The sequence below is a fragment of the Myroides sp. DF42-4-2 genome, from assembly GCF_030326445.1.
Lineage (GTDB): Bacteria > Bacteroidota > Bacteroidia > Flavobacteriales > Flavobacteriaceae > Flavobacterium.
The window spans coordinates 86,375-110,946 of sequence record NZ_JACAKI010000001.1; the positions used below are offsets into that span (position 1 = coordinate 86,375).

21 protein-coding genes are annotated in these 24,572 nt (G+C 38.3%); 8 read left to right on the forward strand and 13 right to left on the reverse strand.

Going from position 1 to position 24,572, the window contains the following annotated elements; translation table 11 throughout:
• The first annotated feature begins 36 nt into the window (after nt 1–36).
• Nucleotides 37–2,871 (forward strand): TonB-dependent receptor, encoded by a 2,835-nt coding sequence (locus tag HX062_RS00370; protein ID WP_286465821.1) that lies wholly within the window; start codon nt 37–39, stop codon nt 2,869–2,871.
• A 137-nt stretch (nt 2,872–3,008) separates the two neighbouring features.
• Complete coding sequence (locus HX062_RS00375) at nt 3,009–3,962, forward strand: aldo/keto reductase (protein WP_182625912.1); 954 nt, start codon at nt 3,009–3,011, stop codon at nt 3,960–3,962.
• A 41-nt stretch (nt 3,963–4,003) separates the two neighbouring features.
• Here HX062_RS00375 and metG read toward each other — a convergent pair whose 3' ends face one another.
• The 5 genes from metG to HX062_RS00400 all read right to left on the reverse strand — a co-directional run bounded on the left by metG (nt 4,004) and on the right by HX062_RS00400 (nt 8,108).
• Complete coding sequence (gene metG, locus HX062_RS00380) at nt 4,004–6,064, reverse strand: methionine--tRNA ligase (RefSeq protein WP_182625911.1); 2,061 nt, start codon at nt 6,062–6,064, stop codon at nt 4,004–4,006.
• Nucleotides 6,065–6,238: 174 nt separating this feature from the next.
• On the reverse strand, nt 6,239–6,730 hold the full coding sequence (locus HX062_RS00385) for a hypothetical protein (RefSeq protein ID WP_182625910.1): 492 nt from the start codon (nt 6,728–6,730) through the stop codon (nt 6,239–6,241).
• A 72-nt stretch (nt 6,731–6,802) separates the two neighbouring features.
• A complete protein-coding gene (locus HX062_RS00390) occupies nt 6,803–7,063 on the reverse strand; it encodes a hypothetical protein (protein WP_182625909.1) in 261 nt (86 codons plus the stop codon).
• A gap of 13 nt (nt 7,064–7,076) precedes the next feature.
• Nucleotides 7,077–7,538 (reverse strand): cytochrome d ubiquinol oxidase subunit II, encoded by a 462-nt coding sequence (locus HX062_RS00395; protein ID WP_182625908.1) that lies wholly within the window; start codon nt 7,536–7,538, stop codon nt 7,077–7,079.
• Between the two features lie 3 nt (nt 7,539–7,541).
• Nucleotides 7,542–8,108 (reverse strand): hypothetical protein, encoded by a 567-nt coding sequence (locus tag HX062_RS00400; RefSeq protein WP_286465826.1) that lies wholly within the window; start codon nt 8,106–8,108, stop codon nt 7,542–7,544.
• 188 nt (nt 8,109–8,296) lie between these two features.
• On the opposite strand from HX062_RS00400, the gene HX062_RS00405 reads away from it, so the two are divergent.
• On the forward strand, nt 8,297–9,397 hold the full coding sequence (locus HX062_RS00405; protein ID WP_286465828.1) for a DUF2891 domain-containing protein: 1,101 nt from the start codon (nt 8,297–8,299) through the stop codon (nt 9,395–9,397).
• 34 nt (nt 9,398–9,431) lie between these two features.
• On the opposite strand, the gene HX062_RS00410 is transcribed toward HX062_RS00405, so the two are convergent.
• From HX062_RS00410 to HX062_RS00435, 6 genes are all read right to left on the reverse strand, one after another.
• A complete protein-coding gene (locus HX062_RS00410) occupies nt 9,432–9,779 on the reverse strand; it encodes a tRNA-binding protein (protein WP_182625905.1) in 348 nt (115 codons plus the stop codon).
• Between the two features lie 224 nt (nt 9,780–10,003).
• A complete protein-coding gene (locus HX062_RS00415) occupies nt 10,004–13,414 on the reverse strand; it encodes a DUF8818 domain-containing protein (RefSeq protein WP_286465830.1) in 3,411 nt (1,136 codons plus the stop codon).
• 187 nt (nt 13,415–13,601) lie between these two features.
• Nucleotides 13,602–14,201: a toxin-antitoxin system YwqK family antitoxin gene (locus HX062_RS00420; RefSeq protein WP_286465832.1), complete on the reverse strand. Its 600-nt coding sequence runs from the start codon at nt 14,199–14,201 to the stop codon at nt 13,602–13,604.
• Complete coding sequence (locus HX062_RS00425) at nt 14,198–14,755, reverse strand: hypothetical protein (protein WP_286465834.1); 558 nt, start codon at nt 14,753–14,755, stop codon at nt 14,198–14,200. Before HX062_RS00425 ends, HX062_RS00420 begins: the two co-directional genes overlap by 4 nt.
• Nucleotides 14,756–14,879: 124 nt before the next feature.
• Nucleotides 14,880–16,133 carry an aspartate kinase gene (locus tag HX062_RS00430; protein ID WP_286465835.1) on the reverse strand — a complete coding sequence of 418 codons (1,254 nt, stop codon included), beginning with the start codon at nt 16,131–16,133 and terminating at the stop codon, nt 14,880–14,882.
• A 6-nt stretch (nt 16,134–16,139) separates the two neighbouring features.
• Complete coding sequence (locus HX062_RS00435; protein WP_182626073.1) at nt 16,140–16,610, reverse strand: GNAT family N-acetyltransferase; 471 nt, start codon at nt 16,608–16,610, stop codon at nt 16,140–16,142.
• Between the two features lie 94 nt (nt 16,611–16,704).
• Between HX062_RS00435 and fbp the strand changes: the two genes are divergently transcribed.
• Complete coding sequence (fbp, locus tag HX062_RS00440) at nt 16,705–17,715, forward strand: class 1 fructose-bisphosphatase (protein ID WP_182625900.1); 1,011 nt, start codon at nt 16,705–16,707, stop codon at nt 17,713–17,715.
• 161 nt (nt 17,716–17,876) lie between these two features.
• Here fbp and HX062_RS00445 read toward each other — a convergent pair whose 3' ends face one another.
• Nucleotides 17,877–18,305: a tellurite resistance TerB family protein gene (locus tag HX062_RS00445; RefSeq protein ID WP_182625899.1), complete on the reverse strand. Its 429-nt coding sequence runs from the start codon at nt 18,303–18,305 to the stop codon at nt 17,877–17,879.
• A gap of 268 nt (nt 18,306–18,573) precedes the next feature.
• Between HX062_RS00445 and HX062_RS00450 the strand changes: the two genes are divergently transcribed.
• Together HX062_RS00450 and HX062_RS00455 are read left to right on the forward strand one after the other, a co-directional pair.
• Nucleotides 18,574–19,002, forward strand: a complete 429-nt coding sequence (locus HX062_RS00450; RefSeq protein ID WP_182625898.1) for a deoxycytidylate deaminase — start codon at nt 18,574–18,576, stop codon at nt 19,000–19,002.
• Nucleotides 19,003–19,009: 7 nt separating this feature from the next.
• Nucleotides 19,010–20,590: a S41 family peptidase gene (locus HX062_RS00455; RefSeq protein WP_286465836.1), complete on the forward strand. Its 1,581-nt coding sequence runs from the start codon at nt 19,010–19,012 to the stop codon at nt 20,588–20,590.
• A 517-nt stretch (nt 20,591–21,107) separates the two neighbouring features.
• On the opposite strand, the gene HX062_RS00460 is transcribed toward HX062_RS00455, so the two are convergent.
• Nucleotides 21,108–23,174: a M13 family metallopeptidase gene (locus HX062_RS00460; RefSeq protein WP_286465837.1), complete on the reverse strand. Its 2,067-nt coding sequence runs from the start codon at nt 23,172–23,174 to the stop codon at nt 21,108–21,110.
• A 249-nt stretch (nt 23,175–23,423) separates the two neighbouring features.
• Between HX062_RS00460 and HX062_RS00465 the strand changes: the two genes are divergently transcribed.
• Both HX062_RS00465 and HX062_RS00470 read left to right on the forward strand, forming a co-directional pair.
• On the forward strand, nt 23,424–24,134 hold the full coding sequence (locus tag HX062_RS00465; protein WP_182625895.1) for an SCO family protein: 711 nt from the start codon (nt 23,424–23,426) through the stop codon (nt 24,132–24,134).
• A 188-nt stretch (nt 24,135–24,322) separates the two neighbouring features.
• Nucleotides 24,323–24,562, forward strand: coding sequence for a FeoA family protein (locus HX062_RS00470; RefSeq protein ID WP_182625894.1), 240 nt, complete (start codon nt 24,323–24,325; stop codon nt 24,560–24,562).
• Nucleotides 24,563–24,572 lie beyond the last annotated feature (10 nt).

Below are 24,572 nucleotides of genomic sequence, written 5' to 3' on the forward strand. Positions count from 1 at the left end.
TTGCGGTGAAATTAATTTATCACTTACACTTACAAAATGAGAAACTTGAAGAACTGGATGTTGTTTTTCGTAATGGTTATTACGTCAACATCTGCATTTTCACAAAACAAAGTAAAGGGTACGGTCATTGATGGAGAGCTAAACATGAGCTTGCCTGGTGCGACTGTACTAGTGAAGGGAACGCAAAATGGAGTATCTACTGATGCGAATGGAGCGTTTACTTTAACTGTAAATAGCGATAAAGGAGAGGTTGTTATCTCTTTTATTGGTTATCAATCGAAAACAGTTGCGTTTAAAGTTGATGCAAACAACGTAGCAAATGTTGGAAACGTTGTATTAAACCCAGATGAGAATATGTTAGCAGACATTGTGATCATGGGAGTTGCAGACGTTGCAAAAGACCGTAAAACACCAGTTGCTGTGTCTACTATTAAAGCAGCTGAAATTCAAGAAAAGCTTGGTTCTCAAGAGTTTCCTGAAATCTTAAACACAACACCTTCTGTTTACGCTTCTAAAGGTGGAGGAGGATATGGTGATTCTAATATTAACATCCGAGGATTTGATCAACGAAACGTGGCTGTATTAATTAACGGTATGCCTGTTAATGATATGGAAGGTGGAGCTGTATATTGGTCTAACTGGGCTGGTTTATCAGACGTTACATCTGCGATGCAGGTACAACGAGGATTAGGATCTTCTAAAATTGCAATTTCTTCAGTTGGAGGAACGATTAACGTTTTAACACGTACATCTGATGCAAGAGAAGGAGGATCTATCTCTGCAGGTGTTGGAACAGGAGACTATTTCAAAGGATTAGCTTCTTATAATACAGGTGTATTAGAAAATGGACTATCTGCTTCGGTATTATTAGGTTATACTAGAGGAAGTGGATATGTGGAAGGAACAGGATTCGAAGGGTACAACTACTACTTAGGTTTAGGGTACAAATCGAAAGATTCTCGTCACAATGTTCAATTCACTTTCACTGGTGCTAAACAAGATCACGATCAACGTTCTACTTCAGTTTCTATCGAAAACATCCAAAAATGGAATGGTGGGAAAATGAACAAAAGATTCAATCCTGATACAGGATTTTACAATGGTGAACGTTTTAACTTTAAATCAAACTACTATAACAAACCAGTAATGTCTATCAACTACGATTTCAATATCAATGAAACATGGACATTAGGTGCAGTATTCTACGGATCTTGGGGACGTGGTGGAGGAACTGGAACAATTGGTGGTGGACCAAATGGTTACAGAGATTTCGGACCTGAGGTTAGAGATGCAAACGGACATATGCGTTTTGATGATATCGCTGCTTGGAATAGAGGTGAAACAATCGCTGATTGGAATAATACAAGTAATCCTTTAGTAGATGATCCAAACAATCCAGGTCAACAAGGTCATTATGTTATGGCCTATGATCCTAAAAATAAAAATAGAGGAGGTTGGGCACGTCGTTCAAGTATAAACTCACATGACTGGTATGGTACGGTGATTAATTTAAATGCGAAAGTAAATGAAAACTGGACTGTTGATTTTGGTTTAGATGGACGTATTTACAAAGGATACCACTACCAATTATTAGATAATTTATTAGGTGCTGACGGATATTACGTGAATAATAATAAAAATAATGGAGGTCAACACTATATCGTAAGTCAAACTTATGAAGCAAAAGCTACAATGAACCCTTGGGTAAATTGGAACAATAGAGAAAAAGTAGGATACCACAATGATGGTAATGTAAAATGGTTAGGTGGATTTGGACAAGTTGAATACTCTAAAGATGATTTATCTGTATTTGTACAAGGAGCTATTTCTAACCAATGGATGCAACGTGTTGATTATTTCAACTATGACCGTTCGACTGCTCAAGGAGCAAAAGATTACAAAACGGATTGGGAAAGTATCTTAGGAGGAAGTATTAAAGGGGGAGCAAACTACAATATCAACGAAAACCACAATGTATTCGTAAATTCTGGATATTTCTCTCGTCAACCTTTTATGAACAACGGGGTTTATTTGAATAATACGAATACGCTAAACCCAAATCTTACAAATGAAAAAGTTTTAGGATTTGAAGCTGGTTATGGATATAGAAGCCATAAATTAAGAGCAAACTTAAACTTATATAGAACATCTTGGAAAGATAGAGTAACTCGTGCGACAAGTAGATTTGATACAGACGAGATTGGATCAAATGGAAAGCCACTACAAGTTAATGGTTATGCTACTTTAGTCGGAGTAGAGCAAATACACTCTGGAATGGAAATGGATTTCATCTACTATCCAGTGGATCGTTTAACTATTACAGGATCTTTCTCATGGGGTGATTGGAAATATGCTTCTAATGTTACAGGAACTTTCTATAACGAAGAAACAAATGAACCTATTTATAATGAGCCAGGACAACCTGAGTCAGGATTTAAAACGCACACATTATATATCGATGGAGCTAAAGTGGGTGGAGCACCACAGTTGATTGCTAACTTAGGCGCAAGCTATGAAATTGCAAAAGGATTGAAAATTGATGCGAACTACAGATACAATGATAATTTCTATGGTTCATTAGATGTTGATAAAGCAAATGCCAAAGGGAAAAGTGGATCAATGAAGTTACCTGCATTTAACTTATGGGATGCTGGAGTATCTTACCGTATGGAACTTGGTAAAGAGAAACAAAATGCTTTAACAATGCGTTTCAACGTAAATAACTTATTCGATACAACCTATATTTCTTCTGCAAGAACAAATATTGAAGCAACTCCTGAGAGTACAACTTGGAAAGGTGTTGATGTTCGAAACGAAGTAATGTTAGGAGCGGGTAGAACATGGAACTTTACAATGAGATTCAATTTCTAGTAAATTAGTCAATATATAGAAAGAGCGGTTATGAAAATAACCGCTCTTTTTTTTATTTTGTATCTTGTACAAACGCTTTATTATGGAGAGTCACTCCATTACAACTAAACATTTTTATGTACAAAAACACTGAGGATATGAAGAAAAAGAAATTAACCAATGAACTGAGCATCGCTGAGATTTGCTTTGGAGGCAATGTATTTGGATGGACTTTAGATGAAAAAGCATCGCTGCGCATGCTAGATGAATTACACGATCAGGGTATTAATTTTATTGATACAGCAAATAGTTATTCGCATTGGGTTGAAGGTAATGTGGGAGGAGAGTCTGAACGCATTATCGGAAAATGGTTTAAGGAGAGCAAGAAAAGACAAGATGTGGTTTTGGCTACCAAAGTGGGTGGTGGTATGCAAGGCGTAGAAAGAGGGTTGACTAGACAACAGATTATCGATGGCGTTGATGCGTCTTTGCTTCGCTTGCGCACGGATTATATTGATTTATACTATTCCCATCACGATGATGTGAATGTTGGAGTAGAAGAAATCATGGGAACATTTCAAGAACTGATTCAAGCAGGAAAAGTTCGTGCACTTGGAGCGTCTAACTTAAGTGGAGAGCGCTTACTTGAAAGTAATCAAGTTGCAGAAGCCAAAGGATGGACCAAATATATTGCCCTACAACCGCTGTATAACCTCTATGATCGCGTGCAATTCGAAACGGAGTATAAAGATATTGTCGAGAAAGAAAAGCTGGCTGTAGCGCCTTATTTTGCTTTAGCTAGTGGCTTCTTATCTGGAAAGTATAAAACAGCCGCAGATTTAGAGGGAAGCGCTCGCAAAATGATGGTGGAGCATTATCTAAATGAGCGAGGGTTAGCCATTTTAGATGCGTTAGCAAAAACAGCTCAAAAACACGAGGCAACAAGTGCGGAAATAGCGATTGCTTGGTTGTTACATCAACCTGTAGTTACAGCACCAATCGTTAGCGCTACGAGTGCCAAACAATTACAGCATTTAGTTCGCGCAACTCAGGTGAAATTGGATTCGGATGATTTAATGCGTTTGGATGATAGTAGCCGATGGGAGTCATAATCAAAAAAAAGCCTGCAATTTGCAGGCTTTTTTTTATAAAATTAATTAATCGTTGCTCCATTTTTTACACCTTCTTCATCTGGGTTGACAAATACCAATTTACCGTTGGCATCTTCTGTCATTAAGATCATCCCTTGACTTTCTACACCGCGTAGAGCACGTGGTGCTAAGTTGGCTAAAACCGTTACGCGTTTCCCGATGATATCTTCCGGTTTGAAATGCTCAGCAATTCCCGATACAATCGTTCTTACATCCATTCCCGTATCCACTTTTAACACTAAAAGCTTATTGGCTTTTGGCATTTTTTCTGCTTCTACAATCGTTCCAACACGCAAATCCAATTTAGTGAAATCGTCATAGGTTGCTGTTTCTTTTTGAGGTTCTACCACCGCATTGGCCACTTTATTCGCTTGTTTAGAAGCTTCTAAGCGATCCAATTGTTTTTGAATCTCTTCATCTTCAATTTTAGCAAATAACAACTCCGCTTCTCCAATTTGGTGTCCCGCTTGGATTAACGGTTGATCCACTTCAATGGCAGACCAAGCTAATGGAGTCTCTAGGCGCAAAATTGATTTTAATTTTGCTGCAGTGAAAGGCAAGAAAGGTTCTGCTAGCGTACTTAAGGCAGCAGCAATTTGCAAGGCCACATACATTTGCGTTTGTACTCTTTCCTCATCTGTTTTAATCAACTTCCAAGGTTCTTCATCCGCTAAGTATTTATTTCCTAAACGCGCTACATTCATCATTTCTCCCAACGCTTCTCTGAAGCGGTAACGATCAATAGAACTTTCGATGACAGCTGGATAGGCTCTTAATTCTTCTAAAGTGGCAATATCTACCTCAGAAAAAGCATGCGGTTGTGGAACTATACCGTTGTAATATTTATTCGTTAAAACGACAACACGGTTGATGAAATTTCCAAAAATAGCCACTAATTCGTTGTTATTTCTCGCTTGGAAATCTTTCCATGTAAAGTCATTGTCTTTTGTTTCTGGTGCATTTGCTGTTAAAGCATAACGCAATACATCTTGTTTTCCTGGGAAATCTTCCAAGTATTCATGCAACCAAACCGCCCAATTTTTAGACGTTGAAAGCTTGTTACCTTCCAAGTTTAAAAACTCATTTGCTGGTACGTTATCTGGTAAGATATAGCTTCCTTCTGCTTTTAACATAGCAGGGAAAATTACACAGTGGAATACAATATTATCTTTTCCGATGAAGTGAACCAATTTAGTATCTTCTGATTTCCAATAGGGTTCCCAGTCTTTTCCTACGCGTGCTGCCCATTCTTTCGTGGATGAAATATACCCAATAGGCGCGTCAAACCATACATACAATACTTTTCCATCTGCACCTTCTACAGGAACAGGGATACCCCAGTCTAAGTCACGCGTTACCGCACGAGGTTTTAAACCATCGTCTAACCACGATTTTACTTGGCCATAAACATTGGGTTTCCAATCGTTTTTATGCCCTTCTAAAATCCACTGACGCAAAAATCCGTCGTATTGATCTAGGGGTAAAAACCAGTGTTTGGTCGATTTCAAAATCGGCGTACTACCTGTAATGGTGGATTTAGGGTTTATCAAATCCGTTGCATTTAATGAAGTTCCACATTTCTCACATTGGTCTCCATAAGCCTCTTCATTGGCACATTTAGGGCAAGTTCCCATAACAAAGCGGTCCGCTAAGAATTGCTGTGCTTGCTCATCGTATAATTGTTCCGTGATTTCTTCGATAAATTTCCCTTCGTTATACAACTTCTTGAAAAATTCAGAAGCCGTTTGATGGTGAACAGAAGAAGAAGTACGCGAGTAATTGTCAAACGTAATGCCGAAATCTTCAAAAGATTGTTTGATGATTCCGTTGTATTTATCGATTACCTCTTGAGGGGTAATGCCTTCTTTTTTTGCTTTCATAGAAATAGCCACCCCGTGTTCGTCGCTTCCACAGATGAAGGCAACGTCTTTGCCTTGCATTCGCAAGAATCGAGCATAAATATCAGCTGGAACATAAACACCTGCTAAGTGTCCAATATGAATTGGCCCATTGGTATAAGGCAATGCCGCCGTTAGCGTATATCTCTTCGGATCTTGTATCATAAACTATTCTATATATGAAATTAATAAGACTGCAAAAATAAGCAATATTGCTGGAAGTTATACGGATTATTTTGTCGTATTAATTGGCCTTTCTCAAGTGATAATAAGATAAAAAGGGCAAAATCAAGATCGATTTTGCCCTTTTTACGGATATTAAATAGTAAAATAATTTGCTTATGGAAGAGGTTGTCCCACTTGTATGTCACAACGATGCCCTGGTTGTCCATGGGGTGGATTGATTTTTCCACTGCTTGCTGTTTGACCTTGCTCTTGTGCAATACGACTTTTCGCGGCATCATTCACTAGGAAAGGTTGTCCTTGACTAGCCGTTGATGCGGGAGTTGCAGTCGCAGACATTCCACCTCCTGGAGGAGTGTCTAAAGGAGCTCCTACTTGAATATCACAGCGGTGACCCGGCTGTCCATGTGGTGGGTTTAGATTGCTCTTCGCTCCAGTTGCTTGTGTTGTGCTTGCCTGGTTTGTTGCAGGTTGTGCTGCTGTATTCGGAGCAGGTGTTGCTTCGGCCCCCGTTGCGGGTGCTGCACTCGCTGGTTGTTCAGTTGCTGTCCCATCAATCGTAATATTCGAGGGCTCTTTACCTGTGTCTTTACAAGCGGTTAAACTTAAAATAAACAGGGATGATACTGCTAATAAATAGTTCTTCATGATTAGTTAATTGGTTTTGTCAGGTAAACTTAACTATTTTTATTAGGAATAAAAACAATTAGACGTTAAACCTTATTCTGCAATCGCGTTTTTTTCTCTTGCGTTTTCTTGTATCTCTTGCTTCATTTCTTCCTTGATTTTAAATGAAGTAAGACCGGAAGAACTGTTGTCTTTGGTTCCGTGCATCGGAATTTGAACAGGTTGTGCCGTGGTTGTGGATGATGGCTGTTCTATTTTGATGCGCTGAGGTTCTTGCGTTTCTTTGCTTTTATCTGTACAGTTGGTCAAGGCCAACGCCACTAAAACCAAAGGGAAGAAATAGAGTGTTTTCATGTGTATTGTTGATTTAAGAAAGTGATTCCGTTTCCGAATTTGTTGCTTCTAATTCCGTTAAGACTATTTTCTTTTTCTTTAAAAATAAAAAGAAAATGGCAGAAAAGATCCAAGCTCCCCAAAATAAATAAAAACCCGTGTGAAAATTGCTCTTCATGTGTTTATGAGAAGTAGTCGTAAAATCAAGGTAGGTGTAATAAGCAGCACCCAATCCGATGAGTATCGTTATAATAGCCAGTGTATTAGCTATCTTGGCTGGAGTGAAATACTTGAAAAAAGCGAGTATCACAATGAGAAAGAGCTGAATGATAAAAATAAGCAGGGCCGTTTTCCAAGGGGATTTTAAAACGAGGTATTCTCGGTAAAAAAAAGTAATGCCCATGCGTCCAATAAACGACATTTTACCAATCATAAACGCCATTAATACAGCGAGTAAGGCTTGTATTAAAATCAAAATAAATATATTCTTACCCATGGGTTATTTTGTAATTCTCCAACCTGTTTCTTCTGTGTACTTCATCTTGAATTTTCGAGTGATAAATTCGGTATTAGGCGATTTATCCTCCTTTAAAAAATGAAAAGGCGTTGGATTTTTTTTCAACATAACTGTTGCAGTGGCTGTTTTTTTACCTTTGGCATCCAACTGAAAACCATTGTCTTTATCGACTAAGTATTCGATCGTCTTTACTTTTATCTTATTGCCCTTTTGTTCTAAGACATAGGGATGTGCTTTTCCCGTTAATTTGATAGTTCCTTGCCAAAGACTGTCTTTGGACATAAATCGTTTTTTCGTATTAAAATCTGCAAGGTTGAGGTAGCCTTCATCTGCTAATTGTTTGTACTGCTCAATGAGCGCTGCATCTTTTCTCGTTCTTAGTTTAGTATCTCCAACGGTAAACGTCGTACTTTCATAAATGGGTTGGGTTTCCATATACGCTTCTATGGCAGTGATCGCCTTAGATGAATTCAAGGACTTACTGTCACAAGAAATAAAAGTGACCGTTAATAGGATTACACTTATAAATGATAGGGTGATTTTGTGCATTTTTTATTTCAAATGTACAAAAAACTCAGGGTCTAAACTTCATTTATTCAAAAACCTATTGTTTTTTGTAAACCAAAGATAGTCAGTAAGATAAATAATGGTGTTCAGCAGTAATGGATCAGGTTATTTCAATTCTGTAGGTCTTTTTTTTTAGAATAATCCTTACCTTGTGAGCTAAACGAGAAACAATGAGAAAAATAAGTGTTTTAACCGTGCTGAGTATGGCTTTATTGGGTTGTACTCCCAAAGAAAAGAATGAGGTGGCTGAGCAAGTAGTAGAGGCGACCTCTCCCTTGGTGTTGACTGTAAAGGAAGCACAAAAGATAATTGCTTTGCCTTTGCATTGCATTGAACAGGAATACCCAAATAAACTGGGACAAGTGCTAGGGGCAGACTCTGATTTAAAGACACCGAAACAACTACGTCCTATTTTTTACGGTTGTTTTGATTGGCATTCTGCTGTGCACGGGTATTGGTCTATTATCGAATTGATGAAGCGCTTTCCGGAATTGGATCAAAATGGTGAAATTCGCGAGCGTTTGAATGGGTTGATTACCCCAGAGCACGTTCAAGTTGAATTGGCCTTCTTTGACGACCCCAACAACAGAACCTTTGAACGTACCTATGGATGGGCTTGGTTATTTCAACTGCACGGGGCGCTATCCACTTGGGAGGATGAAGACGCACAACGCTGGGCTGCCTTACTTGAACCTTTAGCCAAGGTATTAATGGATCGCTATACTGCTTATTTGCCTAAGTTAAATTATCCTATTCGAACGGGAACCCATGATAATACAGCTTACGGCTTATCGCTGTCTTTGGAATATGCCCGTTTGATGAAGCAGACGGATTTCGAAAAGTTAATTGTAGAAACAGCGAATCGTCTATATGCGAAAGACATCAACTGCAATCTTGCCTTTGAGCCTAGTGGACATGATTTTTTATCTCCTTGTCTGGAAGAAGCTCGATTGATGAGCAAGATTCAAGATACCACTGCCTTTACAACTTGGTTGAAGGCATTTTTACCAGAAATATTTGAACCAGATTTTCAGTTGGAAATAGGAAAGGTATCGGATCGTACCGATGGCCACTTGGTGCATTTGGATGGCTTGAATTTTAGTAGAGCAGCTTGTCTAAGCGACTTGGCTAAGAAATTACCAGAATTAGCACATGTAAAAGCTATTGGCAAACATCATTTTGAATCATCTTTCGGCAATATTACAAACGATGATTATATGGGAAGTCACTGGTTAGGTACTTTTGCTTTATACGCTTTACTCCATCAATAATATAAAAAAGGTTTCGTATGCGAAACCTTTTTTATTATCCTATTCTCAATCCGTTTTTAACCGGTTTGTCTAAACTCATTAGGGTTACTTCTTTACCTTCTACTGCACCCATGACCAAACATTCACTCATGATATTGGCAATTTGCTTTGGTGGGAAGTTAACGACCGCAATCACTTGTTTTCCAATTAATTCTTCTGTAGTATACAATTTTGTGATTTGGGCAGATGTTTTTCTCAAACCTATCTCTTCTCCAAAATCTACAACTAATTTATAAGCTGGATTGCGGACTTCTTTGAATTCTTCGGCTTGAATAATCGTACCCACGCGCATTTCAACTTTCATAAAGTCATCCCATGTTAGCGTATTGGTAGTGTTTTCCATAATTGATAATTTGTGTGAACTCAAAAATAAGGAAAATAATAGGAAGTGAATTTGTCAATTGGCAAAAACCAATTAAAAAAGGGACTATTGAATCGCTTTAACCTAGGGTTGACTGTTTTGGATGACAAACTGAGCAACGCAGAACCCATGTGACAAAATGAAGCAGAGGGTGTACAACAATGCTTACAAAAAACGAACTGCGCAAAAAGCAAACCGTACATCAATTAAAAAAACGCACGTAATTGCACACTTCCCGTGTGAATCGTCGCTGTTGATTCATTGCTTCTTCCTTGGTAATGCAAACTTAAATCCAAGTAATTCGTTAGATTTTTCTGAAACATGATGCGCCATGTCATATTTTTTCCAGGTTGTAATCCTTCTAACATCTGATAGCCAATAGGAGAGAAGGCATTACCCGTAAAGGTGTTTTGAAAAAAGGAGAATTCTCCATTCATCGTAAATAATTTCATCTGGTTAACGGAAAATGAAGCCCCAATGCGGTGTTGTTGTAAATTTTCAAATTCGGCAGTTTGGTTCTTTTTCTCTTGAAAGACATAAAACACATCTACTTGTGTTTGTGATGAAAACAAATAAGATAGTTTTGTTTCAAAGCCTTGAATCTTGAGTTCGTAGTTTTTACTTGCATAGGAGGGGGATTGGGTTTCTTGTTGAGTGGTTTTTCCCCACACATCGATCAACCACGTCTTTTGGATGAGGTGGTTGTATCCCAATTGATGGGTTTTTATTTTGTTTGTTGTAGTGCCATAAGACAATAAGTTCCTATTCTTTGATTGAGTATATCTATAGGTCACGCTGTGGCGTTTTTTTCCGCGATTGTAATAGAGGTAATTGTTAAAACTTTCGGTTAGCCCCACCATTTGTGATTCGTCCGAGGTAAAGGGATGTAGTCGAAGTTGATTGCCCTCTTTCAAATCTTTGCGGTCAATGCTATAGGAGGTTTGATTGTAGAAATAAGCCAATATACGCTTGATTCCAGTTTCATTTTGCCAAGTTGCCGCTGGATTTAGCGTTAAGGTTTGGGTAAGCTTGTTTTGATTGGTTGGCAAGAAGATCTGACTCGGTAAATACAAACGTACATATTTCCCTAAATCGGGATAAGGAGCAAGTTCAAATTCTTCCAATTCCTGTATGCCGTTGTTGTTGTAATCAATCCACATGTATTGTCCACGTCCCGGTTCAACCTCTAAGTAAGTAAATTCTTGTTGGGCAATGGTTCCAGAACTAATTTCATATAAGGTATGGGACTGTACAAATCCCTTAAAATACTGATCGCGGTAGGTTAATACGCTATTTACTGTATTTTCGGTAGGTTTTGTTTCATCCACAGGACGTACTGAACGATAATTGGCATAGAGGTTCAAATCGCGCGTCTCCGATTTGAGCAGTTGGGATTTCACATAAAAGGTGTGGGCCTTTGAGAAAGAGGCTAACGTATTATTTTGCAGACTGTCCGTAATTCGATATTGGTAGCCTAGTTCGATATTCTTTCCAAGTGAATCGCCCCGTCCTACAAATAAATCTAAGGAAGCATACCGATGACTGATGGGGTGTAGACGTTGTGTCTCTTGATCCGTTTCTTTGTTCTGTTCAAAGTCGACCCGAGTACCCACATAGTTTTTATCCCAATAGTATTTAGCTAGTGAGTGACTCTGAATAAAGGTGGTTTTTTGGAGCAGCCCCTTTGCTTGCATAAAACTATTTTGCGTTTGGATGTACCAAGGTTTAGCTTGCCAAGTTCCCGATAAGTTTTGTCGACTTCCCTTGTAGTCCGATCCGAAATTCAGCTGTTCCACTAAATAAGTTGCACTTCCCTTTCCAGGAGCGATTAGTTCTAATCCACCGGTAAGTAAACTTTGATTTCCTTCTGCGTATTGTAAATTCCAGTTGCGATCAAACTCAATGGAAAATAGATTTTCTAGGGAGTGAAAGTTTTTGTGGATAAACTGTACGTCTGTTAATACGTTTAGTTGGGTTTGGTCGTTTGTCCACAGGCGTTGTTTGCCCTTTAATGCAGTTGCCCAGCCTTTGTTTTCTTCTTGGTCTAAAGGGGAAAATAAGTTGGCATCGTGGTTGCTAAAAGCAAATTCAACATCTAAGGAGGTTTTCTCTGAGGGATTATACGCTGCATTGAAGGTCGCAATTGTGTTTTGTATAGGCGCAACGAGATTAACTACTGGAGCGTAATTTCCTTGGGGCTGGCCGTGGAGTGGAGCAACATATTCGTATATACGCCCTATAGATTGGGTGCTCTTCAAAATATAATCCCCCTGATTATTGCCTACTGCCGTAAAGGTAACATGGTATAGGTCTGCCTCAGGATCTGTTGAAAAGGCAAAATACACCTGGCCTTCTGGCGTTTGCTCTTGGGTATAGAGTATTTTGTTCTCCGAATACGTATCGCGATAGGCAGAAGGTGCAACCATACGACTAGGGTCATTTCCCGCTTGTTTGAGGATGTCAATCTGCTCTTCTGTTAAGTTTTGTTGGAGGTTTTGATTCTTTAAATCCGTTTCCGTAAATACAGTTAACCCCATTTGCCAAGCTTTTGTTTCATACTGAATATTGCCATAGCCTACAAAGCGTGTGTAGTTGCGATCGGTATATTGGTATTCAATGGAAATGCGCATGTCGGCAGTAATGGGATAACGCGTGGTAAAACGCAATTCACCCGAGTTGTAATCCATGACATAATCCTTTTCCTCCCCTCTTTGGAGCAGTAAACCATTGACGTATACTTTTTCAGAACCCGAAATAATAAGAATGTATAACTCTCCATTGCCTCCCTTTAATTTGTAAGGCCCTTGATTGCCTTCCTGACCGTTAAATACACTGCGGGTATATTGCCCTCGTGCTAAGGCAGCAGCAGCTTCAATTGTGGTTTTACTATCGTCATTTTCAAAGACAAAACGCGTGGATAATCCCTGTACTTTCTTGTTGAAATTTAAAAAGCGGCGCGTTCTGTTTTCTAAAAAGATATCCCCCGCCCGAATCGACCATGTATCTGAAAATAATTCAATAAAAATCTGATCAAATTCATTGATCTTTTGAGAGTAACCACCGTATTGTAAGGGGAGGTTGTTATCTTGAATGGAGGCGCGAATCTTGACGCGATCCGATAAATTTCCCGTAATTTGTAAATCTAAATTCGATGAGGTAACCGCACTTTGGTTGGTTCCCATGGTTAATCCTCTCGATAAACTTCCCATGGTATTTAACCCCTCAAAAGGCACAAAAGCAGGGCGGTTGTTCGTCTGATGTTGATAAGTAAAACTACCCGCTTCATTGGGAACAATGCGAGAGGTATCATAATAGCTAATTGGCGTAGTTAGGAAAGAGGGGAGTTCTAAATAGTAGACCGTTAACGGAAAATCGAGAGCAGATTGGAGTAAAGTAACGGTATTCGTCTCAAAATTTACGTGGTAAGCAGTGGGAGATACCACTATTTCATTTGCATCTCGTATTTCAAAATAACTGTTGTTCAGTGGGGTGGGGGGTAGCTGAAAGGTTGTCTGTTCAATTTCCCACGTCCGTTGTTGATATAGCGAATTCCCTTCTTGTGCATAACTGCAAGAATACCAAAAAAGGAAAAAATATAAAAATCGCTCTAGGTTCATCTATGTATAAACTCCAATTCATCAAAAGTAGTGTATTTATCATAATATTTAACAAAGATATCTACAGGTGATGAATGAGGTAAAATAGACATATATTGTACGTCCTCTATTGAAGAGGGGAGGTTAACGTTGCGTCTTAATTATTTCCAAATTGATTTCTTTTGTTTTATAAATTAAGGGTATTCTGTCATTTATAGTACTGTTCTACTTCTTTAAAAGGTACTTCTTTTCCTTCTTTGTTGTAAAAAATTTCATCTTGATCTTTTTCTTTTTTCCTTAGTATTTTTCCGTCGTTATAATAATAAAAACCTTGACCCAGTGCATCATACTTGGTTCGTAATTCTCCATTTTCATAATACGATCTAGATTCCCCTATTTGAATGTCATCTTTATAGGTTGCTTCTGTTTTCAACTGACCATTTTCATGGCAAGAAATTGATTTACCCTCAAGTAAACCATCTTTTCGATAGCTCTCATAGTTTAGTTGGCCACTGTAAAAATAATACCTCCAAAAGCCATTTTCTTTGTTGTTTTTAAATTGAATGTCGTATTCTTTGTTTCCATTGGGATAGAAGGTAGTGGCTTGGATGTGTTCTCCTTGTTGATACAGATGAACAGCTAATACTTTTTTACCTAGGTAGCTTCGTGCTTCTCCTGTATAAGGTTGGTTGGTGTCTTTGATATAGCATAGTCCTTTAGTTTCCACCAAATCGTCTAAGGTGTATTCTTTTTTTTGGCAACTATGAATGAGTAGGATGCAAAGGAAAAGTGCAGTAGCATGTTTCATCTTTTCTTCAGAAAAATTTCGTGTTTTGTTTCGACAAAATCGTTACCTGCAGCAGAGAGAAGCGGAAGGGTAATATAGATACTCAATTTACTGTAATTGCTAATTTTTAAATTGGACAGTTTAAATGATTTCATTACGGAAATACCCTGTTTTACAATCGTTGGTTCAATTAGGGAATAATCGTGGTATAGGTAGTTATTTAAGTTAGGATTGATAAGTAATATCCTTTTTCCATTAGATTGTATATTTTCCTTATACAAATAACTCAATGTATATCCTTTTAGGTCATTGTTCCCTTTCACGGATACTTGCACTCGGATTTCCACGGTATCATTGCTATATACTTCGTAGAATCCGTGAACATAGGAGGTAAACTTATTAGATTTAACTCCGCGTTCAGTGGTTGGTGTGGGGTATTTTAAGTTTATGGCACCCGCAGGAGTTGCTTTAAGGACACCTTCTTCAGAATTTATAAATCCAGAATAAACAATTCTCTTGGCATCGAGATAGCCAAACTTCGTGTTGTGCGAAGGCATTTTGTACGGTAAAGTCATCACTTAGTTTTGAAAGATTTGTATACTAGTGACGTAGCAATTTCTAGAAAAACTAGGCTAAGTCACTCTTTTCAGGAAGTGTATTCCCGAAAAGAGTACTATCATTTACCGTGCCAAATAGGACTTATTCTTTGGTGACAATTTGCATGGTTTCTCTATTCACCTGTTTTAACAAAAGCGTGCGATCGAGTAAGATGCGATCCGCTGAAGCATCGTCAAAATGGCGAATGGTATAGAGGGAAACATTTTCATTATAGCTCACGCGATATTGATCGTTTAGTTTTTGACGCAATTCTTCAAAGTGGTTGAATTTATCCTCCACACAAACAGAAAAACTAATAGCCGAGTTTTGAATCACATTAACTTTGATATTGTATTCGCAAAATAGCTTAAAAATATCGCTGATATTTTGTTCCATGATAAATGAAAAATCCTTGGATGATAGTGAAATCAACAGTTGATTTTTCTTGACGATGAAACAAGGAATAGCTGGTTTTAAATCCGCTCCTTTTGAAACAGAAGTTCCCGCTAAGGTTGGGTTGACAAAAGATTTCACATAGAGTGGAATTTCCTTTTGACGCAGCGGTTGTAGTGTTTTAGGGTGTATCACTGAGGCACCGTAAAACGCTAACTCAATGGCTTCTTGGTAGGAAATTTGTTCCAAGAGGGTTGTTTCTTCAAAATAACGAGGGTCTGCATTGAGTACACCTGGTACATCTTTCCAAATAGTTACGCTTTCTGCATGTAGTGCATAAGCGAAGATGGCAGCAGAATAATCCGATCCTTCTCTACCTAAAGTTGTGGAAAAACCATTGTAGTCGGATCCGATAAACCCTTGAGTGATATACAATTCTTTTTTATCGATGGCTTGAATAATAGCTTCGGTCGTGATGTCCCATTGTACATTAGCGTCGCGATACGTGGTGTCCGTCTTAATTAAATTTCGAGCATCAATCCAGGTGTTTTCAATCCCGGCAGCGCGTAAATAATGATGTAAAATGACTGTCGAAAGGAGCTCCCCATAGCTGACAATTTGATCATATACAAAATTGTAGTTAGGCGATTTATTGTTTAACAGAAAGGACGTTAGTGTTTCAAATAATTCATCTACTGCTTGGTATACAGGATGTTCCAAATCTGGAAACAAAGCGTGTAAAATAGTCAAGTGATAGGCTTTTACTTCTTGTACGGATTCGGCTAAATCAAATCGATTTTGAAAGTAGTTGTGTACAACAACTTCGAGTGCATTGGTCGTTTTTCCCATGGCTGAAGCGATGAGTAAACTATCCGAATATCCTACTGTGCGCAGTACTTGAGCCACGTTTTTTACATTGTCTGCATCTTTTACAGACGCTCCACCAAATTTATATATTTTCATAGCTAACTAATTTGCAATAAAGGCATTAATTCCTTGTTCATTCATTTGAACGGTATACCAATCTTCCAAAACATGAGCGCCTGTTTTTTTGTAAAACTCGATTGCAGGAGTATTCCAATTGAGAACCACCCATTCCACGCGTTTGACTTGTTCTTCTTTTGCAAGGGCAATCACCTGTTTGTACAAGGCAAGACCCGCACCTGTTCCTCTTGCTTTTTCAGTAACGATTAGATCTTCTAAGTGGATGGTTTTTCCTTTCCACGTAGAATATCGGTAGTAGAACAACGCCATACCTATAATTTCACTGTCTTGTTCGGCAACCCATACACGAAATAGGGGCTGGGGCCCAAACCCATCGCGAATAAGATCCTCTACTGTTATGATTACTGCATCGGGCTCTTTCTCAAAGGTCGCTAATTCTTGAATTAAATTTAGTACAGCTGGCATGTCAGCTGGAGTAGCTGTTCTAACATTCATGTCTTTTGTCGGATTTATGGTTAATAACTTCATTTGAATGACAAAATTAACGATATTTGCACAGCAAATACACAACTAAAAGAATCATTTTTCCATGACAACAAAAAGACATCAAACCCTAGGGGAGTTTATTATTGACAAACAAGAGCATTTTAAATACTCATCTGGAGAGCTTTCTCGTTTAATTAACTCTTTACGCCTTGCTGCAAAAGTAGTTAGTCACCAAGTAAATCAAGCTGGTTTAGTTGATATCGTTGGCGCTTTTGGTGCAGAAAACATACAAGGAGAGCAGCAACAAAAATTAGATGTTTACGCAAATGAGGTTTTCATCAACACCCTAGTAAATCGTGAAATCGTATGTGGAATTGCTTCAGAAGAGGAAGACGATTTTATCACAATTCATGGAAAAAAAGGGGACAACGATAGCAAATACGTTGTCTTAATCGACCCATTAGACGGATCTTCCAATATTGATGTAAACGTTTCTGTAGGAACGATCTTTTCTATTTACCGTCGCGTTACTCCAGAAGGAACGCCAGTACAATTAGAGGACTTCTTACAAAAAGGAGAAAATCAGGTGGCTGCAGGTTATATCGTATATGGTTCATCAACGATGTTAGTGTATACTACAGGGGCAGGAGTAAACGGATTTACTTTAAACCCAGCGATTGGAACGTTTTATCTGTCACATCCTGATATGAAAATTAAAGAAGACGGATCTATTTATTCAATCAATGAAGGAAATTACATTCAATTTCCGCAAGGGGTGAAAGACTACTTAAAGTACTGTCAAGAGGAGCAAGGAGATCGTCCGTATTCAGCGCGTTATATCGGGAGTTTAGTTTCGGATATTCACCGCAATATTTTAAAAGGAGGGATCTACATTTATCCAACAAGTACAAAAGCGCCAAAAGGGAAATTGAGACTGTTGTATGAATGTAATCCAATTGCTTTTATTATGGAGCAAGCGGGAGGAAGAGCCTCTGACGGATACCAACGTATCATGGAGATTGAACCAACAGAACTACATCAACGTGTTCCCTTTTTCTGTGGAAGCAAAAACATGGTGGAGAAAGCGGAAGAATTTATGGCCATTCACGTGTAAGCGAGATATTATATATAGCGGCTGTTTACTAAGCCCAACAAGATAGAACCCCACCTAATTTTAGGTGGGTTTTTTTTGTACTGTACAAGTTGTGTATCCTTAGTTCAGGACGGGACATAGACAAAATAAAAGAGGGTGTCCTTTTGGGACACCCTCCTTTTTTAACGTCTAATTTTTTGAATTTCTGCAATAAAAGTATCTAGGTCAACCCCTAGTACTAAAAGGGAGAGAGACTTGTTTACAATTAAGTCAATGTCACCAGTAAAACCTAACGCCGCTGTAAATTTGCGCAAAATATCTTTTTGCTTGGGACCTAATACGTGATTCACATATACCATACGTGCTAAATCATACAAGCGCTCAATTCGGTTGATCTCCAAATAGGGAGGGTTCACAGGGTATTTTTCAGGGTTGGCCATGATTTTGTCATAATCCTCAGTTGAAATATCGAGCTTATCTGCTAGTTCATTTAAGAATTTAAGCTCCTCTTCACTGATATCTCCATTCGCCAAGGCAACGCGCACAATAGAGGCAAAGTGCCCCTTGTTACGCTCTTTAAAGCCGCTGTCATATAAATCTAAATAAGCCATAGTTCGTAATTTTTTGTTTTTAATTGGTTTAAGGTGTTAATTAAAAGTAATGTACAAAAAATATGGTTAAAAATGCGTGTATGAAGCAAAAATAATTCTAGTTGTAAATTTGGGTAAACGACGTGATACGGGGTGTTGAGGTTGATATAATTGGAGGGAGGAAACTTGATTTGATCTCGATAATCGCATTATTTCAAAAGAGGATAGAGAGTCACGTGAAACTTATGTGTATTTTTGTCGTATATTAAGAGTTATAAAATAGAGGTTTATGTCAAATCCTAAGGTAACTAAGTACGACAAAGCGTATTTGCGTATTGCACGTGAGTGGGGGCAATTGTCTTACTGTAAAAGAAAAAAAGTCGGCGCAATTATTGTCAAAGATCGGATGATTATATCGGATGGATATAATGGAACTCCCACGGGATTCGACAATTGTTGTGAAGATGACCGCGATCAAACCTATTGGTATGTTCTACACGCCGAAGCAAATGCAATCCTAAAGGTGGCTAGCTCAACGCAGAGCTGTCAAGATGCTACTTTATATATCACCATGTCTCCTTGTCGCGATTGCAGTAAGTTAATCCATCAGGCGGGAATAAAACGCGTTGTATATGTAGAAGGTTATAAAGATATGGCGGGCATCGAGTTTTTAATCAAAGCCGGTGTTGAGGTAGATCATATTGAAGATTTAGACTAAGACGAGGATGAAAAAGTTTTTTTGGCCCTTTATCGTTGCATTATCGCTCTCCTTAGGAGTACTCCTAGGCGGTTTTCTCGTATCGGCTTCTCAACGTACACAAAGTAATTTTTTTACCAATCACAATAAGTTAAAACTCAATCGTCTGCTGGACTTTATTGAGCAGGAATACGTGGATCAAGTAGACACAGATTCTATTGTGGACCGTACCGTTACATCCATATTAGAGCAATTAGACCCCCATTCGGTTTACATCGGCAAAGACTTAATGAAAGAGGTGACCGAATCCATGCAGGGGAGTTTTGTTGGAATAGGGGTGCAGTACTATTTGTATCAAGATTCACTGGCAATTATCAAACCCCTAGAAGGTGGACCATCGAGTAAGGCGGGACTGCTAGCGGGTGACCGAATCTTAAGCGCAAACCAGCAGCTGTTGTACGGCAAAGCAATATCAACAGATACCATTTCTTCCGTTTTAAAGGGAGAAGAAGGAACCCCAATCACACTAGAAGTTTACCGCAAAACAACACAAGAACGGCAAAATATTGTAGTCAAACGGGAACCAATTCCGTTAAAAAGTGTGGATGTTGCCCTTAAACTCGACAACCAATATGGCTATATTAAAATCAACCGGTTTTCAAGTACTACACACGAAGAGTTCCAAGTTGGGCTACTAGCCCTAATAGCTCAAGATATTAAAGGATTGATCATTGACTTACGCGATAATAGTGGGGGATATATGGATCAGTCTACCAAAATTTTGAACGACTTATTGCTGACCGATCAAACGATTGTAAAAACCATTAACCGTGGTGGACAAGAAAAAATAACCAAGGCAAAGAGTACGAATTTGTTTACGGCTAAGCCCTTGTATATTTTAGTGAATGAAAGTAGTGCTTCGGCCAGTGAAATTATAGCTGGAGCGATTCAGGATAATGATCGTGGCACGGTAGTAGGGAGGCGTACTTTTGGAAAAGGCTTGGTGCAACGTGAGTTGATGTTGGGCGATGGTTCTGCTATACGATTAACTACGGCGCGTTATTATACCCCTTCTGGACGATCTATTCAAAAGAATTACAAAAATGGGATTGTAGATTACAACAACGACTTCCGTTCGCGCTATGAACATGGAGAATTATATGCCGCAGATAGTATTAAAGTGGCAGATAGCTTGCAATTTAAAACCCTAAAGGGTAGAATCGTATATGGAGGTGGTGGAATCGTACCGGATTTATTCGTGCCTATTGCTAGAAAACACGGAGAAGAAGCAATTGAGATGATGATGAAATCTGGGATGGTGAGCTATTACGTATTCCAGGAGATCGATAAAGATCGTCAGCGATACAACGCTATGAGCACGGCAGAATTAATCGCTAATCTCGAAGGCGATTCTAAAGAATTTGAACAGTTTAAACGCCATCTAGAAACGAATAAGTTGTTTTTTAAATTAGACCGTCACAAGGATTTAGTTCTCCATTATCTAATCGCTGAATACCTAAATCAATTGAAAGGGCAGCAAGATTATTACGAATGGTTGCTGAAGATTGATCCGATGGTTTTGAAAGTAGTTCAGCAGGATGAGGCATGAGTTAAAAGTAAAGCGAATTTTAGCGATTAAAGTTGATTTTTAATCTATAGCAATTAGGATAGAATTGTCCTACTATGTGTTTAATGTTGGATAAAATCAATACTTTAGGTTCGAATAAATACCTCAAGTGCTTGGTTGACTGCTGTTTATTTTGGATTATAAGATGACAGGATTATAAACAATAGCTGTACAGCTATAGTAGGACGAGACAGCTCCTCTTCGGGCTGTGTCCATAGTGAGTCCATGGTGAGTCCATAGTAAGTCCATGAAAAACCACATTTTTAATAGACTCAGCATGGATGCACACTAGACTAATCCTAGAGGCAAGGGAAGGATAACCCTCAGGAGAAAGGTTAAAAGTAAAATAGCTGTTTTTAGCGGATTTACAAGAACCAGAGTAAGCGAAAGTATATAATGCATGAATTGTGTAACGTTCAGCGTATACCATAGAAAAACCCCGCCTATTTTTAGACGGGGTTTGATTTTTTTGAGGCTTTTAGACAGCCTTTTATTTATTTTACCAAATTTTCACTCGCTCTTCTGGTTTGATGTAAAGCTTGTTTGTTTCTTTGATATCAAATGCTTCATAGAAAGCATCAACGTTTTGTAAAGGAACAAAAGCTCTGTAATAGCCTGGAGCATGTGGATCAGTTTTCACCTGGTTTTTGATTGCTTCATCACGTGCTTTAGTTCTCCAGATCGTACCCCAAGAAATAAAGAAACGTTGTTCTGGTGTATAACCGTCGATAAGGCCTGGATCACCATTTTCTTTTAAGTAGATTTTTAATCCGTCATAGGCAGCATTAACTCCACCTAAATCTCCGATATTTTCTCCTAATGTAAAGTGACCATCAACAAAAACGCCTGGTAGTGGCTCTAATGCACTGTATTGATCTGCTAATTTATTCCCTAAAACAGTAAAGCGTTCTAAATCTGCATCTGTCCACCAGTTGTTTAAGTTACCGTTTTTGTCATAACGCGCTCCTGAGTCGTCAAAACTGTGAGAGATTTCATGTCCGATAACCGCACCAATTCCACCGTAGTTGATCGCCTCATCTGCTTTATAATCGTAGAAAGGAGGTTGTAAAATTGCAGCAGGGAAAACGATTTCGTTATAAAGAGGATTGAAGTATGCATTTACCGTTTGTGGTGACATTCCCCAACGAGATTTATCTACTGGTTTTCCGTAGTCTTCTCTGTTTTTAGCTATTTCCCATTTTGATGCATTTCTCATGTTTTCAAAATAGTTTCCTTTGTCTGCAGGAGATTTGATATCCATTTTAGAATAATCTTCCCATTTGTCAGGGTAACCGATTTTAACTGTTGTAGTCGCTAATTTCTCTAAAGCTCCTTTTTTAGTTTCTTCAGCCATCCAAGGTAAGTTTTTGATACGCTCACCAAATGCAGTTAATACGTTTTTAATCATCGCCTGTGCTTTTGCTTTCGCTTCAGCAGGGAATTTTTTAGCTACGTATAATTGACCTAAAGCCTCTCCAATAGTATTGTTTACAATTGCAAGGGCTCTTTCTTCCGCTGGTCTTTGTTCTTTTGCTCCTTCTAGTGTTTTAGAATAGAACTCCCAGTTTGCCGTTTCCATCTCTGGTGATAAGGTACTAGCATAACCGTTTACTAAAGTCCATTTTAAGTAAGCTTTTACATCATTGATGTTTTTTGCTGATAAAATGTCATTTAATGCTTTCATATATTTAGGTTGAGAAACCACCACTTTGTCGATGTTTTTCAATCCTGTTGCATCAAAATAAGCGGTCCAATCTACGATTGGAGTTGTTTTTTGTAATTCAGTAATCGTCATTGGATTGTAAGTCAAACGGCTATCTCTGCGTTCTACTCTTGTTAAACGAGGTTCTGCCATTTTTGTTTCGATCGCTAATACGCGTTTTGAATCCGCAGTAGCTTCTTCTTTTGACTCACCTGCCATTTCTAACATACGCGCTACGTGTGCTACATATTGCTCGCGTTTTTCTTTCATATCAGCATCTTGCAAGATATAGTAATCGCGATCAGGTAATCCCAATGATCCAGTGCTCAAATACACGGTGTTCTCATTTGAGTTTTTAGCGTCAGCATATACATAAGAAGAATATAATCCCAATCCACCCTCGTCTGCTAAATCATTGATTAATTTAGTGACATCTGCAGGAGTTTGAATCGCGTTGATTTGATCCAAGTACGGTTTTAAAGGTGTTACACCTACACTAGTACGTGTATCATTATCTAAATAGGACTCAAATAGAGCAACTGCTTTGGCTTGGTCTGATTTAGCATCTAGATTATGTGCATCAGCTGCTTCTTTTAAAATGGCTAAGGCATCTTTATCTGTATTTTGTCTTAACTCATCAAAACTTCCCCAACGCGTTCTATCATTGGGAATCTCTGTGTTATCATACCACGTACCGTTTACAAAACGGAAAAAGTCATCCCCAGGATTTACACTTAGGTCCATGTATTCTAAGTTAATCCCATGATTCTCTTGATCTGCAACTTCTTCAGCTTTTTTGCCGTCTTTACAAGCAACTAATGAAGCTAGAGCTAGACCAGAGGTTAATAATACTCTTTTTTTCATTTTATTTCAGATTTTACTTTAATTCTAGTTTAAACAAAAATAGAAAATATCTTTTGAGTAATTTTCATTTCAACCTTTAAATTGAATTTTTAGGAGTAAAACTTGTTTTTTGGTTTGATTTATTAAAATTCAAAGCAGGATAACGGCATAGAACAACAAGGGGCTCATCCGTAAAACCTAGTTGTTTTAAGCTAGCTTTAACGTATTTATAGGTTGGAATTTGTAAGTTTGTAGGAAACTCAAATCATCATGTTTCAATTTTTTAAACGCTATAGATATTTCTTTCTATTTTTCTTTTTGATGTGCTGTGTAATCATGGCTATGTTTTACAATGCGTTAAAGTACAGAAAAAGCCTACCTGTTTATACACCTTCAATGGTGAATCCCGAGATGGTGGATAGTTTAATTCAGCATGAAGCAAATAAACAAAAGCACCGTATTGCAGCCTTTTCCTTTATCAATCAAAATGGTGATACCATTACCAACAAAGATTACGAAGGACATATTTATGTTGCTGATTTTTTCTTCACTACTTGTCCGACCATCTGTCCCATCATGGGAGATAATATGGAGTGGTTGCAAGCGAAGATCAAAACGCTTCCTGGGGTAAAGCTATTGTCTCATACTGTAACGCCTGAAATAGACAGTGTACCTGTGCTCAAAGAATATGCGTTGAAACGTGGGGTTGATGATGCCATTTGGAACTTAGTTACTGGTGATAAGCGTGAGATTTATTATATGGCTAGAAATTCGTATTTAGCTGTAAAAACAGGTTCACCAGAGGAAATGTATGATATGGTACACACGGAAAATTTCGTCTTAGTGGATAGTGAAGGGCGAATTAGAGGATTTTACGATGGAACGAATTTAGATACCAAAGACCCAGAAAACAAGAATATGGAGGAGCTTTGGGAAGATATTCAATGGTTGTATCAACACGAAAAAGAAACGAAAAAATAACTAGAAACATACCAATAGAAAGACAGGCCTAATAGCTTGTCTTTTTTATTTTATTCCAGCCACACTTTTATGTTGTACTTGCGAATTAGTGCGTTGAACGAGTAGTATTTAGACTAAGAAAAAATAAAATTGTGTTTAACTTGATTTATTATTGTTTATTTTTGCAATGTGAATTAAATCTAAATAAGGTGAATACAACGTTAGACTTATTAAAAAGAAACGAAAAGGGCGTAATTGCTGACTTTGACCTTCATAAAGTGCCTCTAAAGCTATTAGAAATGGGATGCCTACCTGGTAATCCTGTTGAACTATTAGAAGTGGCTCCATTGGGAGACCCCATTTATTTTTGCATTAACGATACGCATTTATCGATTCGCAAAGAATTAGCACGAGAAATTGTGGTTAGCTTGGAGGGTAATTTGAAGTAAGAATAGCAGA